The organism is Parvibaculum sp. (genome assembly GCF_045863935.1).
Classification (GTDB): Bacteria; Pseudomonadota; Alphaproteobacteria; order Parvibaculales; family Parvibaculaceae; genus Parvibaculum.
The window spans coordinates 69,453-82,977 of record NZ_BTVP01000003.1 but is presented as its reverse complement, the minus strand read 5'-3'; the positions used below and the strand labels follow the sequence as shown (position 1 = coordinate 82,977).

Sequence of the window (13,525 nt, the reverse complement as noted above, 5' to 3'; positions counted from 1 at the left end):
AGGTCCGGATCGGACCTGTTGACCGGCCCGTTAACCGGACCGTAACCATGACAGACCGAATGATACGCACCAATTAGGTCGGAAACGGCCGATCAGGGTTCGCGGGGGCAAATCTGGACATGTCTGGCTTGAGCAAGCGGCGCATCGCTGTCGATGGCGAAATCGAAAAGAAGCTCGCACAGGGCCAGCGCCTTCAGGCGCGCGAGCGCTATGCCGACGCCGAAGCCCGCTACCGCAAGGTGCTGGCCGCCGACGCGGGCCATGTCGTCGCCCTCACCGGCCTTTCCCAATGCCTGATCGCGCAGGAGCGCGCACCCGAAGCCATCGCGCTTCTCGATCGCGCCGCCGAAGCCGCCGTCGCCGAAACGGGATATCTCTTCGATCTCGCCACCGCTTGCGCCCTTGTGGGCTATCGCCACCAGGCCCGCGCCGTCTATCGCCGCGCGCTGGAAATCAATCCCGACCACACCTCGGTTCTCATTAATCTGGCCAATGTCGAAAACGACCTCGGCGAGACGCAGGCCGCGGTGGATCTGCTGTCCCGCGCCATCGAGATCAATCCGAACGCGGCCCGCGCCTGGACCAATCTCGGCAAGATTCTCACCGGCACCGACCTTCTCGACGATGCGCTGGCCTGCTACCGCCGCGCCATCGAGATCGACCCGAACATCTCCCAGGCCTGGACCAACCTCGCCGCCCTTTATGAAATTCTCGGTCGCTTCGAGGATGCGCTCGACGCGCTCCAGAAGAGCCTCACCCTCGACCCGGAATGCGATGCCGCCCGCTGGAACCTCGCCCGCACGCTGCTCACCCTCGGTGAAACGGAAGCCGGCTGGGATATGTACGGCTTCGGCTTCGCCTGCCGCGAGCGCCAGCCACACCGCCCTTTCCCCGGCCTCATCTGGGAAGACGAGGACCTCTCGGACAAGACCATCATGGTCTGGCGCGAACAGGGCCTTGGCGACGACCTGATCTTCTCGACCTGCTATTCCGACCTCATCGCCCGCGCCGGCCACGTCATCATCGAGACGGACGCCCGCCTCGTGCCGCTCTACCAGCGCACCTGGCCGGAAGCGACGGTCCGCGCCGAAACGATGGCATCCACCGGCCTCGGCAACTATCCCGATGTCGATTTCGACCTCACCGCGCCTGCCGGCCTCGTCGCCGGGCGTCTTCGCCGCCGTGTCGCCGACTTTCCCGACGAGATCCGCGGGCTTCAGGCAGATCCGGCGCGCCTCGCCGAATGCCGCGAATGGCTCGCCACGCTCGGCCCCGGTCCGAAGATCGGCCTGTCCTGGACATCCGGCAAGATCAACGACCTCCGCTCGGCCTACTACACCGCACTCGCGGACTGGAAACCTCTCTTCGAGACGAAGGACGTCTCGATCGTCAATCTTCAGTACACGAATGTGGATGAGGAAGCCGCGGCGCTCGCGCGCGACTTCGGCTTCACGCTTCACCGCATGCCCGGTCTCGACCTCTTCAAGGATATCGAGGGCGCGGCGGCGCTCACCACCTGCATGGACACCGTTGTCGGGCCGCCGAGCTTCCCCGTCATGCTTGCAGGCGCTCTCGGCCGTCCCTGCTTCCACTATGGCCAGAAGCGCGTCTGGACGAAGCTCGGCACGAACCGCCTCCCCTGGTTCCCCACCATACGCTGCTACACCATCGACCGGACGACCAACCGCACGGCGCTGGCCGCCCGCATGACCACGGACGTGAAGGCTTTTTTCGGCAAGTAAGGGCCCTCCCGCCGACGCCCCGCCCGGCGGCAAGCAGAGGACAAACTGCCGCCTTCACCCGGCAAAACTTTCCCCGCAGACGGAACTTCCTGCCAGCCGCAGCGGCGCACCCCTCCCATAACCCGTTGATTTCCCTCGTTTTTCAAACTGGCCCGTCCTTTGCGAATAGGAAGGCCAGAAGCAATCGACGGATGCAGGGTAAGGCGAAGCCGCTCATGCACCCGGTTCGGCCGCGAAGAGACTGCCGGAGCATAGATCGGCAATCGGACAGTCAAATCGCAATCAACCTCGGGTTGTTTACGCCGAATTAATGATTAACGCCGAGTGTAGTGCCCGTGCCGCCACGAGACGGCTGGGCCAAACCCTGGAGGGTAGAGACAATGGCTGATGTAGTCCTTTCCGGCGCAATCCGGTCGAACCTGCTCAGCATGCAGAACACAACCAAGCTTCTGGACGAAACGCAGCTGCGTCTCGCCACGGGCTTGAAGGTACGCAGCGCGATCGACAGCCCCACCGCCTTCTTTACGGCGCAGGGCCTGAACAACCGCGCATCCGACCTGAACAACCTGCTCGATGCGATGGGCCAGGGTGTGAAGACGCTGGAAGCCGCGGACCAGGGTATCAAGTCGATCCTCAAGCTCGTCGAGAGCATGAAGGCGGTCGCGAACCAGGCGCTCGAAACCAAGATCAACGCCACGACCATCGTCGGCAACCGCTCCGGCGCCGCCCTCACCGGTGGTGTCGCTCTTGCGGGCCTCGGCGCTCTGGCCACCGGCAACACGCTCACCATCACGGTCGGCGAAGTGACGGAGACGGTCGACATCGGCGCCGACTCGAGCGAAGTCGCCACCGTGCAGGACCTGATCGACTGGGTCGCCGCGACCTTCACCGGCGACGAGCCGCTCGAAGCCATGATCAATGATGAGGGCCAGCTCGAATTCTCCGCCGCCAACGGCCGCGAACTTACGGTTGCCGCCGACAATGGCGGTACTGCGGTCAGCCTCGTGGGCCTGCTCGGGTCTCACACCTCTTCGACCAACGGCGTGAACCGCGACAAGTTCGAGTCCGACTTCAACAATCTGCGCGAACAGATCGAACAGCTCGCCAGCGACGCCAGCTACAAGGGCGTGAACCTGCTGAAGGGTGACCTGCTCAGCGTCTTCTTCAACAATGAACAGACCTCGAAACTCGACATCGAGGGCGTGGACCTCACGCCCGATGGCTTGCTCAACATCGGCACGGTTCCGAATGAATCCGGCGATCATGGCTTTGCCGCCGACGGCGACATCCAGACCTTCGTGGACATTCTGAATGCCGCCACCGGCGTGCTCCGTCAGCAGTCCTCGACCTTCGGCGCCAACCTCGGCGTGGTGCAGATCCGCCAGGACTTCACCGCCTCGCTCATCAACACGCTGGAGACCGGCGCGTCGGAGCTGACGGTCGCCGACACCAACGAAGAAGGTGCGAAAATGCTCGCCCTGCAGACTCGCCAGCAGCTCGGCACCACTGCCCTGTCGCTTGCGAACCAGGCCGAACAGGGTGTTCTTCGCCTCTTCGGTTAAGATTGAATCCTCAAGGATTTCAAAGGGCGGACCCTCGGGTCCGCCCTTTTTGCTTAACGGGGTGCACGGAACTTTTCCAAAAAAATTCCGAAAAAAACGACGGGTTTTACGACCTTTTAACGAGAGCGGCTCATGCTCTCGTCATGGCTCAGGAAGAGCCTTGATTACCGTTCCTAGGAAAGGACACGACAAATGGGTGATATCGTCATTAACAGCGCTGTGCGTTCGAACCTGCAGACCCTGCAGAGCACCGCGAAGCTCATGGCTCAGACGCAGAACCGTCTGGCGACCGGCCTGAAAGTTTCCAGCGCCCTCGACAATCCGCAGTCCTTCTTCACGGCTTCCGGCCTGAACTCGCGTGCGCAGGATCTGGGCACCATTCAGGACTCGCTCAGCCTCGGCGTGAAGACGCTGAACGCCGCCGACGAAGGCATCAAGGCCATCCAGAAGCTCGTCAACCAGGCCAAGTCGGTCGCCAACCAGGCGCTCCAGGCGAAGGCCACCGCGACGACCCTCGACAAGACCGCTGAAGTGGCCGCGATCGCCGGCTCCGCCGGTGCCCGCACGGTCTCCTTCCAGATCGGCACGGCCACCGCTGTCAGCGTTGTCTTCGGCACGGCGACCTACGCCACGGCGGCCTCTTCAGCTGCTGCCATCGAAAGCGCGCTTTCCGGTCTCGTTTCGCCGACCGGTTCGCTCGCCGGCCTCACCGTCTCGGTCACGGGCGGCGCGCTCTCCTTCGAAGTGGCGTCGGGCGAAGATCTCACGATCTCCGGTACCGCTGCCGCGACGGGCGCCGCGGGCTTCGGCATCGCGACCTCCGGCACGCAGGGCCAGAACGGCGAAACGCTCACGGAAGCCCGTTCGACCTACGCGACCGACTACAATGGTCTGCGCACGCAGATCGACCAGCTCGCCACCGACGCCAGCTTCAACGGCATCAACCTGCTGAACGGCGACAACCTGACCGTGAAGTTCAACGAGTCCGGTTCGTCCAAGCTGGACATCACGGGCGTGACCTACGACGCAGCGGGCCTCGGCATCACGGAGACGACGTTCAGCGACATCGACGCCGACGTTGCCCTCCTCGATACGGCGACCTCGACGCTTCGCAAGCAGTCCTCGACCTTCGGCGCGAACCTCTCGGTCGTGCAGAACCGTCAGGACTTCACGAAGAACCTGATCAGCGTTCTCGAAGGCGGTGCCGGCGACCTGACGCTGGCCGACACGAACGAGGAAGCGGCCAACCTGCTCGCTCTGCAGACCCGTCAGTCCCTCGCTCAGAGCTCGCTGTCTCTCGCGAACCAGGCGGAACAGAGCGTTCTCAACCTCATCCGCTAATAAGCCTCCGCCCTCGGGCGGACGGACAGAAAAATCGACGGCGGGAACCCCGGTTCCCGCCGTTTTCTTGTGGAGCGGCTGCACGGGGGCGCCAAATCGCGCTAGACTGGCGGACCCTCTCCGTAGAATCGCTGTCAGGACGCACAAGCAATGGCTCTCAAAGTCGAACTCAAGCCCGGCGAACGCTTCATCCTTGGCGACAGCGTCATCACCAACGACGACCAGCGCACGCGTCTTTTCATCGAGGGCGATACCCCGATCCTGCGCGAGAAGGACATTCTCCGCGCGGCCGATGCCGACACGCCCTGCAAGCGGGTCTATCTCATCGTCCAGATGATGTATCTCGCGACAGACCCCCGCCCGCACCACGATCTCTATTTCCAGATCGTTAAGGATGTCATGCAGGCGGCGCCTTCCACGGCGCCCTATCTCGACGCCATCAACAGTAAAATCTTAACTGGCGAAATGTATAAAGCTCTCAAGGAAGCTCGAAAGTTGATCGAGTACGAACGGGGGCTGTTGGAGAATGTCAAAGGCACATGAGGCTTACGCCAGCGCCTCACGCAACGCGCCGAAGGATCCGCGAGAGTTCGAAGCGACGATCCTGACGCGGGCGGCGGGCCAGTTGCAGCGCATACGCGACAACTGGGACAACGAAAAGATGGACGCCCTCCACGACGCGCTCACCTACAACCGCCGCATCTGGACCGTCTTCGCCTCCTCGGCGGCCGAAAACGAGCACCCGCTCCCCCGCGAGATCAAGCAGAACATCGCGAACCTCGCCATCTTCATCTTCAAGCGCACGAATGAGATCCAGGCGAGCCGCGAGCCCGAGCCGAAGCTCCTCGACACGCTCATCATGATCAACCGCGAGATCGCCGCGGGCCTCTACAGCCGCGCCTGATCCTTCCTCATTCCTTCCGGCATCTAGCGCGGCGGCATGCGGATCGCACCGTCGAGCCGCACCGTCTCACCGTTGAAATAGCCGTTGCGGAGCATCGTCAGGGCGAGGTCCGCATATTCCGACGGATCGCCGAGACGCGGCGGAAAAGGCACGGATGCCGCCAGGTTCTCGAAGATTTGTGGCGCGCGGTCCTTCACGCCCAGCATCGGCGGCGTCGCCATGATGCCCGGCAGGATCGTGTTGATGCGAATGCCTTCCCTCGACAGATCGCGCGCAATCGTCAGCGTCATCCCTTTGATCGCCGCCTTCGCCGCCGAATAGGCCACCTGCCCGATCTGCCCGTCCTCGGCCGCAACCGAACCCGTATTCACGATCGCGCCGCGTTCCCCGCCCTCCAGCGGATCGAGCGTCGCCATGCCCGCCGCGCTCTTCACGACGCAGCGAAACGTGCCCACCGTATTGAGCCCCAGCACATATTCGAAATCCGCGATCTTGTAGGGAACGATCTCGCCCGTCTTCTTGTCGCGCGCGATGGTCTTGCCGCCGCGCCCGCCGCCGGCGCAGTTCACGAGACAGCGCTCCTGGCCGTTCGCGGCGCGCGCCTTGGCAAAGCCCGCATCGACCGACGCTTCGTCCATCACATTGACCTCGCAATAGAGCGCGCCAAGCTCCTTCGCAACCCTCTCCCCGTTCTCCCTGTTGAGATCGAAGATCGCAACCTTGACTCCGAGGCCGCGCAGCGCCGTCACCGTCGCCTTGCCGAGACCGGACGCCCCGCCGGTCACCACCGCGGATATCGAACTGTCGAGTTTCATGATCGAGCTGCTCCCGTCGTTTCTTGTTTTGCATTGGCCGATGGCCTTGACGGCCTCCAGCATGACGCGTTTTTCCATCCGCGCAAACCGCCGCTCCCCCGCCCGGTTTTGACGTCGGGGATTCCTGCGTCCGGAAATCCGGCAACAAAAAAGGGCCCGTGAAAACGGGCCCCTTTCATTCGTTCCGGCGGTCGCCTATCGCATGTAGTTCACGAGCGAGAGCTGCGACAGCATCGACGTCACCTGATAGCTCGCCTGAAGCTGCGTCTGCAGCGTCGTCAGCTTCACGCCGACCTCGTAAGGATCCGCATTCTGGATATCGCCCAGGATTTCATTCGCCGTCGCCATCGTGGCGTCGTGCCGGTTCTGCGTATGGCTCAGCGTCGAGGCCGCGAGACCGAGATTGGTCACGATGCTCTCGACGGACTGCACGCCCGTGAAGTTGAGCACCTGCCCCGCCCGGCTCGTCAGCGCGCGGTAGCTGTCGCGCTGTTCGAGATCGTCCGCATCGCTGTACTCGGCCGCCGCCAGCAGCGCCGACATCTTCAGCGTATCGCGGATCGAGGCCTGGTCGGCGCGCGCGCCGTAGCCAAGCTGCCGGCTCTCGTCGATCTGCGCCACGAAGTCCTTGCCCGCATTCGGGCCGAGATCGCCGCTGTACCAGATGACCGTGTCGTCGGTCGTCGCATCGCGAAGTCCGGTCGCCGTGTCGAAAGGCGGCCCGTCGACGCGCTGCGGAACCCCGCCCGCCGCATAGTCGAAGAAATTGTCGGCCGCCTCAACGGCCGAAGCCGCCCTCAGCGTCACATTCGCCTCGCGCTGGATCGCCGTGTCGAGCGCCGCCTGGAAATTGGCGCTCGTCGTTGCCGCATCGGCGCCGATGGTGAACTCGCCTGCTTCCGGCGGATTGTTGGTCGTCGCCTTCAGCGTCACGGTCGTCGTGGTCCCGTCCGGCAGGTCGAGCTCGAAGGAGATGGTCTCGCCGGCCGCCGGAAGCCCCGTGAATTCGACATCGACGCCCAGCGGAGAACCCGCCGGACCCGTCACATTGACATTGCCGAGGCTCGATTGCACATCCGCGATCTTGAAGCCGAAGACGCTCGGGTCCGCATCTTCAGCGAGCGTCACCGTCGTGCCCGCGCTGCCGAGCGTCAGCCGCCCGCGTCCATCCGCGCCGAGGTCGGCCTGCGCCCGCTCGTCGATGAACTGCTTGAGGCCCGCCTTGTTGCCGCTGCCGTTCAGGATCTCGTCGGGCAGCGCCACGGGGCGCGTCTGCGTATCCTTGCCGCCGAAGAGATAGCGGTCTTCGACCTGCAGGTTGAGCAGGTTCACCATCTCGTCGAAGCTCATCGCCGCCTGGACCTGCGCGCTCGTCTGCGTGCCGTTCACGAGTTCGAAGCCCGATGTCGCAAGCGAAGTCTTCGTCTCGCTCACGATGTCGTTCACGCGCGTCAGCGCGGTGGACATCAAGTCGATGCGCATCTGCGTCTTCGAGATCGTATTCGTATAGGCCGAAATCTGCCCGAGCTGGTGCGTCAGCGAGAGAACCGAGTTCCGGTCCGTGCCGAGCTTCGCATAGCTATCCGTCTTGAGCCCGGTCGAGAGCTGCCGCTGCAGATCGTCGAACTGGGCCCGCATGTCGTTGATCGACTGGCGGAGCGCGAGAGACTGGGAAAGCGTCGATACCTGCATGGGAATTACCTGCCGATGCTCATGAGCACGGTGAAGAGGTCCTGGATGGTCGAGATGACCCGGGCATTTGCCGAATAGGCATTCTGAAGAAGAAGGAGGTTCGACAACTCGTCGTCGATATTGACCCCCGTCTCCGCGTCGAAGCGGTCCTGCAGCGAGGAGGCGACCACCTGCTGCGCTTCCGCGTCGCGTGTCGCATTCGCCGACTGGCTCGACTGGAACGAAATGATGCGCCGCGCGAATTCATCAACCGAGCCGGTGAAGGGCGTCGCGCTGCCGCCGATGCCCGTGGAGGGCGCGTAGCTGCGCGGGTTGGATGTGAGCCGCGCCAGCAGGTCGAGCGGCCGCGTCGTGTCGCCAAGCGGCGTGCCCGTGTCATAGGCAACAAGCAGCGTATCGTCGGCGATCACCGCCGGGTTGATCGTGATGCGCGAGGCAAAGCCCGTCTTCTGCGCCGGGTCGCCGAGACTGTTCGAGAAGATCGTACCGCCCGAGCCGTCCACGAAGAGCGCCATGCCGGTGCCCGCATCCGTGAGCGCCGCAGGCGTCACCGTCGCGCTCACCGCATGGATGTCGCTGTTGCCCACGGCCCCGTCGTCGAGGAAGCGGATCGTGTTGCCTGCCGGGTTCGACACCACCACATCCGCCGGCAGCGCCGCCTGCAGATCCGCGATGATCCCTGCCATCGGCTGGTTGAAATCGACGCCGATCACCATGTCGTTGGGATTGGCCGTCGCGCTGTTGGACAGCGGCAGGACCGACGGGTCGTCCACCCGCACGATCGTCACGTCCTGCCGCACCCCACCCACCGTGTAGGAGAGGCTGATCGTATTGCCGGAGAGCATGTCGCTCGTATCGATGTCGAAGCCGGTCGCAGCGCCGTCAACGGCGGCAGTGCTTTCGACCGTTTCTTCCGACATGGCGAGCGCAAGCTGCGCGGCCAGTTCGTCGAGCTGCGCCTGCGCCTGCGGCAGAATGCTGTCGCGGAGTTCCATATAGCCCGCCAGCGCGCCCGAGCGGATGGCGCCTGCGGCAATGAGGTCGATCGAGGTCGATCCCGAAACCAGCCGGATCGTGCCGACGCCGCCATTCTCATAGGTCGAGCCGGGGTCGATCTGCGTGTGTTCGTCGAAAGTGAGTTCGACCGGCGTCCGGTCGAGCAGCAACTGCCCGCCCGAGGTGAACACCGTCACCGTGCCGTCGTCGCGGTTCACCACCTTCACGTCCATGAGGCGCGACAGCTCGTCGATCGCCATGTCGCGCTTGTCCTGCAGGTCACCGACCGACTGGCTGCCCGCCTGGCGCTGCGCGATCTGGTTGTTGACGTCGGCGATGGTCTTGAGCAGCGCGTTCGCCTGTTCGACGCCCGCCGCGATATTGCGCTCCGCCTCCAGCCGCATGTCCTGGATCGTGTCGGACATGCTGTTGAACTTCGCGACGAGGTTGCCCGCCTCGTTCAGGAGCGAGGCCCGCGCCGCTTCCGATTCCGGATTGTCGATCAGCTCCTGCAGCATCGTCGCCAGCGCGCCGATCGAGCCCGCGACGGAACTGTTCGAATCCGGCGTGCCGAAGCTCGCATCGATCCGGCCGAGCATGTTCGACTTGATATTGAGGAACGCCGAGCCCGCCGACGCCGTGCGCAGCTGCTGCTGCAGGAACGTGTCGATCTGGCGCTGTGCCGCCTCACGCCGCACGCCGATCCCCTCGCCCCCCGCGAGCAGGTTCGTCTGCTGCGCCACCTTGCGGGTATAGCCCGCCGTGCCGACATTCGCGATATTGCGCGAGGTAACGTCGATCCCGGCCTGGGAGACGTTCAGTCCGCTCATTGCGGCGCCGAGGGCGGAAGTAAGGCTCATGACGGGACCTGGTGACTGGCTTGGGCTGTGTAGCCGGTACGCGGCGGGTCAGCCCCGCCGCGCCTGTTGCTTAGCGCTTCATGTTGAGCGTTTCGCTGATGAGCTCGTCCGCCGTCGTCACGATGCGCGTGCCGGCCGTATAGGCCTGCTGCGTCACGATGAGCTTGGAGAACTCGTCGGCGATGTCGACGTTGGACGCTTCCTTCGCCGAACCGATCACGCTGTCGCCGCCCGTCAGCATCGGTTCGCCCGATTCCTGCGTCGCGGCGAAAGCCGTGCCGTCGATCTTCTGCAGCTTGTCCGCCGCATTGAACTTCGCCAGCGACACTTCCGCCAGATCGACCGTCTTGCCGTTCGAATAGGTGCCGGTAATGCGCCCGTTCTCGGAAACCGCGATGCTCACGAGTTCGCCGGAAGGATAGCCATCCTGGTCGAGCGCCGTCGTCTTCACGGTGCCGTTGTCGTCCTGGAACTGCGTGATGTTCGACGCGCCATGGTCGAGCGTCACGTCGCCAAGGCTGACGCCGTTCACGGTGAGGCCGGTGATCGTGGTCGAGTCCACGGCGGGCGAAAGGCGGCCCTGCGCATCGAACGCGTAATCCTGGCCGACATTCACCCATTTGTCCTGGACGCCGGTCGCGCTGTCGTCGGTCTTGTAGAACAGGTTCCAGGTGTCGCCGCCGCCATTGGCATTGTCGACCTTGGCCCAGCGGAACTGAACATTGGCCGGCGCGCCGAGCGCGTCGTAACCCGTCACCGCGCCGCCCGAGAGCGAGTTGTCGAGGAAGATATCCTCGTTCGCCGCCGAGATGACGCTGAGATCGGCCAGCGCCGGCGTGAAGCGATTGACCGTCAGCAGCTCGCTGTCCGCGATAGCCGTATCGGCGTTCACGGTCTTCGGCCAGGTCGGCAGGTTCGCCTTGTAGCTGATCGTGCCCGTGTTGCGCGCCGCCAGGAAGTCGCGGTTGATCTGGATGCGGCCCGGCGTGTCGCCCACCGGATTGCCCGTCGTCGGATCGATCTCGAGCCCCTGCAGCGTGTAGCCCGCGCCATTCACGAGATAGCCATACTTGTCCATCGCGAAGTCGCCGCGCCGCGTGTAGTAGTTCACGCCGTCGAAAACCGGGTTGCCGTCCACCGTCGCAACCTGCGCCGAGACGATGAAGAAGCCCTCGCCATTGATCGCCATATGCGTCGGCGTTTCGGAAGCGTCGATCGAGCCCTGCACCGTATTGGTGAAGGAGGGAGCGGCAAGCACCGCGCCCGGCAGGTGATTCCGGCTGCTCGACGCCGTCACGATGTCCTGGAAGCTCGTATCCGTGCGCTTGAAGCCCACGGTCTGCGAGTTCGCGATATTGTCCGAGATATGACCCAGCGCGCTCGACTGGGCGCGGATGCCGGTCACGGCGGTGGTCATCGATCCAAAAAAGCTCATGGCGCTCTCCACGGGGTCCGTCCCGGCCATCGGCGGCGGGACATGGTCTGGCCCTATGAGAGCAAGGATGAGGCCAGCAATTTACCTCATATATTTCAATAGCTTAGGCCAGCCCCCTCCCTCCCGGACCGGCAGCCCCTGCCCCTCACCCGGCAGAAACTGCCGTGAGCCGGGCAACTGCGATCCTTTCCCACCCGTTAAAATCGCGAAAGCCCCTCCCCGTCCGCGAACAGGCCTTTTCCTTGAACCCGGCCGGGCCAGCCTTTAGGTTCCTTCGCGTTCAGCAATTCGGTAACGGGCGCCAACGCGCACCCAGGGGAAAGCCATATCCATGAAGTTTGAGGGAACGAAAGATTACGTCGCCACAGAAGACCTGCGCGTCGCCGTCAACGCGGCGATCACGCTGCAGCGTCCCCTTCTCGTGAAGGGCGAGCCCGGAACCGGCAAGACGGTGCTGGCCGAGGAAATCGCCAAGGCGATCGATGCCGAGCTCATCACCTGGAACATCAAGTCGACCACCAAGGCGCATCAGGGCCTTTATGAGTACGATGCGGTCTCGCGCCTGCGCGACAGCCAGCTCGGCGACGAGCGCGTGAAGGACATCCGCAACTACATCTCAAAGGGCAAGCTCTGGGAAGCCTTCGAGCGCCCGAAGCGCCCGATCCTGCTCATCGACGAGATCGACAAGGCCGACATCGAGTTTCCGAACGACCTTCTGCAGGAACTCGACCGGATGGAATTCTACGTCTACGAGACGAACGAAACCATCAAGGCCGCCCAGCGCCCCATCGTCATCATCACCTCGAACAACGAGAAGGAACTGCCGGACGCCTTCCTGCGCCGCTGCTTCTTCCACTACATCAAGTTCCCGGACGAAGACACGATGCGCGCCATCATCGACGTCCACTTCCCGGGCCTCAAGGGCAAGCTCGTGCAGGAAGCGCTCTCGATCTTCTACGAGATCCGCGAAGTGCCGGGCCTGAAGAAGAAGCCCTCGACGTCCGAACTTCTTGACTGGCTGAAGCTCCTCCTTTCGGAAGACATCTCGCCGGAAGCGCTGCGCGAGAAGGACCCGACGAAGCTCATCCCGCCGCTCCACGGCGCGCTCCTGAAGAACGAGCAGGACGTTCACCTCTTCGAACGCCTCGCCTTCCTCGCGCGGCGTGAGCGGAACTAGACGACAAACTCCCTTTCCCACCCTCCCCTTGGGGAGGGTCGAAAAATCCTTCGGGATTTTTCGGGGCGGGGGTAGCCACAAGCCCAAACCATCAGAGCCCGCGCCTCACCGCGCGGGTTTTTTAATGCCTAAAAACAAAGTGTCATTCCGGCGGAAGCCGGAATCCATGGGCCTCGCGGCTATCCCCCCGGATGAATTTTCCGTGACATCCCGCCGCACCTCCCCTCCGTAAGGATGCTGTAAGCGGAAGAGGCTTTTTTTCATGCGCAATCCCGAACCGGCAAGTCCCGCACAGGAGTTTGCGTATGCGTATGAACAAGAAAACCCTTTCCGCGGCCATCGCCGCCTCCGCCCTTTTCCTTTCCGCCGCAAGCCTCGCGAATGCCGCCGTTCCCGAAAGCGGCAAGCTTGATTTCACCGTTCTGCGCGGCGGCGACGAGATCGGCACGCACCGTCTCGAATTTGCTCGCGAGGGCGACGAGCTGAAAGTCGACATCGACACCGATATCGCCGTGAAGATGCTCGGCATTGCCGTCTACCGCTTCGAACATGAAGGCCACGAAACCTGGCGCGACGGCCAGCTCGTCTCGCTCGAGTCGAAGACGAATGACGACGGCACGCCGCATCGCCTCGCCGTGAATGCGGCGGACGGCAAGCTGGTCGTGAATGGCGATGCCCGTCAGGGCGACGAGAACCCGGACGTCATCCCCGCGAGCCTCTGGAACGAAGACCTCGTCAAGCAGAACGCCCTCCTCAACACGCTGGACGGCTCCAGCATGGATGTGACGGTGCGCGAAGTCGGCCCCGAGACGGTCGAGGTGAACGGCGAGCCCGTCACCGCCACACACTACTCCGTCACCGGCAAGCTCGAACGCGAGCTCTGGTACGACGCCGCGGGTGTCCTCGTGCAGGTAAAGTTCGCCGGCTCCGACGGTTCCGAGATCAGCTACGTCCTCAAGTAAGCGGGACTTTGCCCCCATTCTTTGTTCGCGTAGCCGCGC

Annotated in this window: 11 protein-coding genes; 7 read left to right on the top strand and 4 right to left on the bottom strand. The window is 63.7% G+C overall.

The annotated features are described in order from the left end of the window. Window positions 1-119 precede the first annotated feature (119 nt). The 5 genes from ACKUUH_RS02420 to flaF all read left to right on the top strand — a co-directional run bounded on the left by ACKUUH_RS02420 (window position 120) and on the right by flaF (window position 5,549). Complete coding sequence (locus ACKUUH_RS02420; protein ID WP_407948258.1) at window positions 120-1,742, top strand: tetratricopeptide repeat protein; 1,623 nt, start codon at window positions 120-122, stop codon at window positions 1,740-1,742. A 380-nt stretch (window positions 1,743-2,122) separates the two neighbouring features. Continuing rightward, window positions 2,123-3,304 carry a flagellin gene (locus tag ACKUUH_RS02415; protein WP_407948257.1) on the top strand — a complete coding sequence of 394 codons (1,182 nt, stop codon included), beginning with the start codon at window positions 2,123-2,125 and terminating at the stop codon, window positions 3,302-3,304. Window positions 3,305-3,496: 192 nt separating this feature from the next. Further along, window positions 3,497-4,645 (top strand): flagellin, encoded by a 1,149-nt coding sequence (locus ACKUUH_RS02410; RefSeq protein ID WP_407948256.1) that lies wholly within the window; start codon window positions 3,497-3,499, stop codon window positions 4,643-4,645. Between the two features lie 150 nt (window positions 4,646-4,795). Continuing rightward, window positions 4,796-5,188: a flagellar biosynthesis repressor FlbT gene (gene flbT, locus ACKUUH_RS02405; RefSeq protein WP_407948255.1), complete on the top strand. Its 393-nt coding sequence runs from the start codon at window positions 4,796-4,798 to the stop codon at window positions 5,186-5,188. After that, window positions 5,172-5,549 (top strand): flagellar biosynthesis regulator FlaF, encoded by a 378-nt coding sequence (gene flaF, locus ACKUUH_RS02400; protein ID WP_407948254.1) that lies wholly within the window; start codon window positions 5,172-5,174, stop codon window positions 5,547-5,549. Before flbT ends, flaF begins: the two co-directional genes overlap by 17 nt. A gap of 23 nt (window positions 5,550-5,572) precedes the next feature. Here flaF and ACKUUH_RS02395 read toward each other — a convergent pair whose 3' ends face one another. The 4 genes from ACKUUH_RS02395 to ACKUUH_RS02380 all read right to left on the bottom strand — a co-directional run bounded on the left by ACKUUH_RS02395 (window position 5,573) and on the right by ACKUUH_RS02380 (window position 11,347). Continuing rightward, on the bottom strand, window positions 5,573-6,364 hold the full coding sequence (locus ACKUUH_RS02395; RefSeq protein ID WP_407948253.1) for an SDR family NAD(P)-dependent oxidoreductase: 792 nt from the start codon (window positions 6,362-6,364) through the stop codon (window positions 5,573-5,575). Window positions 6,365-6,559: 195 nt separating this feature from the next. After that, complete coding sequence (locus ACKUUH_RS02390; protein WP_407948252.1) at window positions 6,560-8,056, bottom strand: flagellin; 1,497 nt, start codon at window positions 8,054-8,056, stop codon at window positions 6,560-6,562. A 5-nt stretch (window positions 8,057-8,061) separates the two neighbouring features. Next, on the bottom strand, window positions 8,062-9,912 hold the full coding sequence (gene flgK / locus ACKUUH_RS02385; protein WP_407948251.1) for a flagellar hook-associated protein FlgK: 1,851 nt from the start codon (window positions 9,910-9,912) through the stop codon (window positions 8,062-8,064). Between the two features lie 70 nt (window positions 9,913-9,982). Continuing rightward, on the bottom strand, window positions 9,983-11,347 hold the full coding sequence (locus ACKUUH_RS02380) for a flagellar hook protein FlgE (protein ID WP_407948250.1): 1,365 nt from the start codon (window positions 11,345-11,347) through the stop codon (window positions 9,983-9,985). Between the two features lie 331 nt (window positions 11,348-11,678). Between ACKUUH_RS02380 and ACKUUH_RS02375 the strand changes: the two genes are divergently transcribed. Together ACKUUH_RS02375 and ACKUUH_RS02370 are read left to right on the top strand one after the other, a co-directional pair. Continuing rightward, window positions 11,679-12,524, top strand: a complete 846-nt coding sequence (locus ACKUUH_RS02375) for an AAA family ATPase (protein ID WP_407948249.1) — start codon at window positions 11,679-11,681, stop codon at window positions 12,522-12,524. A 305-nt stretch (window positions 12,525-12,829) separates the two neighbouring features. Next, a complete protein-coding gene (locus ACKUUH_RS02370) occupies window positions 12,830-13,486 on the top strand; it encodes a DUF6134 family protein (RefSeq protein ID WP_407948248.1) in 657 nt (218 codons plus the stop codon). Window positions 13,487-13,525 lie beyond the last annotated feature (39 nt).

Bases quoted from the DNA above. Each gene is read 5' to 3' on its own strand.
- ACKUUH_RS02390 (WP_407948252.1), bottom strand. From the start codon at position 8,056: ATGCAGGTATCGACGCTTTCCCAGTCTCTCGCGCTCCGCCAGTCGATC.
- ACKUUH_RS02420 (WP_407948258.1), top strand. From the start codon at position 120: ATGTCTGGCTTGAGCAAGCGGCGCATCGCTGTCGATGGCGAAATCGAA.
- flgK (WP_407948251.1), bottom strand. From the start codon at position 9,912: ATGAGCCTTACTTCCGCCCTCGGCGCCGCAATGAGCGGACTGAACGTC.
- ACKUUH_RS02380 (WP_407948250.1), bottom strand. From the start codon at position 11,347: ATGAGCTTTTTTGGATCGATGACCACCGCCGTGACCGGCATCCGCGCC.
- ACKUUH_RS02395 (WP_407948253.1), bottom strand. From the start codon at position 6,364: ATGAAACTCGACAGTTCGATATCCGCGGTGGTGACCGGCGGGGCGTCC.
- ACKUUH_RS02375 (WP_407948249.1), top strand. From the start codon at position 11,679: ATGAAGTTTGAGGGAACGAAAGATTACGTCGCCACAGAAGACCTGCGC.
- ACKUUH_RS02415 (WP_407948257.1), top strand. From the start codon at position 2,123: ATGGCTGATGTAGTCCTTTCCGGCGCAATCCGGTCGAACCTGCTCAGC.
- flbT (WP_407948255.1), top strand. From the start codon at position 4,796: ATGGCTCTCAAAGTCGAACTCAAGCCCGGCGAACGCTTCATCCTTGGC.
- ACKUUH_RS02410 (WP_407948256.1), top strand. From the start codon at position 3,497: ATGGGTGATATCGTCATTAACAGCGCTGTGCGTTCGAACCTGCAGACC.
- flaF (WP_407948254.1), top strand. From the start codon at position 5,172: ATGTCAAAGGCACATGAGGCTTACGCCAGCGCCTCACGCAACGCGCCG.
- ACKUUH_RS02370 (WP_407948248.1), top strand. From the start codon at position 12,830: ATGCGTATGAACAAGAAAACCCTTTCCGCGGCCATCGCCGCCTCCGCC.